This is a genomic window from Inquilinus limosus MP06 (genome assembly GCF_000767795.1).
Taxonomy (GTDB): Bacteria; Pseudomonadota; Alphaproteobacteria; order DSM-16000; family Inquilinaceae; genus Inquilinus; species Inquilinus limosus_E.
The window spans coordinates 1-1,022 of record NZ_JANX01001051.1 but is presented as its reverse complement, the minus strand read 5'-3'; the positions used below and the strand labels follow the sequence as shown (position 1 = coordinate 1,022).

The following is a 1,022-nucleotide window of genomic DNA, read 5'->3' as shown; positions in this document are numbered from 1 at the left end:
GATCGCCTATGTCAGCCCCAGCGTCGCCGGCGTCCGCGCCGCGGCCCTGGCCGGGCTGGCGGTGACGCCCCTGCCCCTGAGCGCGATCGGGGCCGGGCTGCGGGTGCTGGGCGCAGAGGACGGGCTGCCGACGCTGCCGGAGGTGGAGTTCGTCGTCTTCACCGCGTCGGACGACCCGCCGGCCCGCGCCCTGGCCGAGATGTTGCGGCAATCGGCCGGTCCGCTCGGCCGCCCCTAGCTCGGCAGCAGCTTGAGCGCGACCACGCCGCCGAGAATGGCGAGGATGGCGGCGAGCCGCGCGGGGCCCAGCGGCTCGCCGAACAGCAGCAGCCCGGCGGTGACCGACCCGACCGCGCCGATCCCGGTCCAGACCGCGTAGGCGGTGCCGAGCGGCAGCACCTTCAGCGCCTGGGTCAGGAGGCCGAGGAAGACCACCAGGGCGACCACCGAGGCCGCGGTCCAGCCGAGGCGGCTGTAGCCGTTGGAGTATTTCGTGGTCACGGCCCAGACCACGTCGGCGATGCCGGACAGGACCAGCATCGCCCAGGCGAGGGAGTTCGACATCGCCGCCCCCCTCAGCCCAGCTTGATCACGGCGACACCGGCCAGCAGCGCCGCCACGCCAGCCAGGCGCAGGGCGGAGACCGGGCGCTGCGGCAGGCGGAACCAGCCGTAGCGGTCGACGAAGACCGAGGCGACCTGCTGGCCGGCGACGGTCAGCCCGACCGCGACGGCGGCGCCGATCACCGGGATCGCGGTGAAGACGGTGGTGACGTAGGTGGCGCCGGCGATGCCGCCGAGCCAGCCCCACCACGGCATCGCCCCGACACCCTCCAGCTTCGGCCGCGGCTGCTTCGGCAGGGCCAGCACCAGCAGCACCACCGCCGCCATCGCCGCAGTCGCCACCAGGAAGCTGACGGCGCCGACGGCGAAGGGCGCGCCGAGGTCGCGGCGCAGCAGCGCGTTGACCGCGCCCTGCACCGGCAGCACCGCGCCCGCCGCCAGGGCCAGCAGGATCCAGCC

The 1,022-nt window shown here is 75.2% G+C and carries 2 protein-coding genes and 1 pseudogene; 1 reads left to right on the top strand and 2 read right to left on the bottom strand.

From position 1 onward, the window contains the following. Nucleotides 1-238: pseudogene (locus P409_RS35115) on the top strand (LysR family transcriptional regulator); the annotation flags it as partial. On the opposite strand, the gene P409_RS35110 reads toward P409_RS35115, so the two are convergent. Next, entirely contained in the window at nt 235-564 is a 330-nt protein-coding gene (locus P409_RS35110) for a DMT family transporter (RefSeq protein ID WP_034849661.1), read from the bottom strand. The pseudogene P409_RS35115 and the gene P409_RS35110 overlap by 4 nt on opposite strands. A gap of 11 nt (nt 565-575) precedes the next feature. Then, nucleotides 576-1,022, bottom strand: a 447-nt coding sequence (locus P409_RS35105; RefSeq protein WP_034849658.1) for a DMT family transporter, incomplete at its 5' end; no start/stop codon positions are given.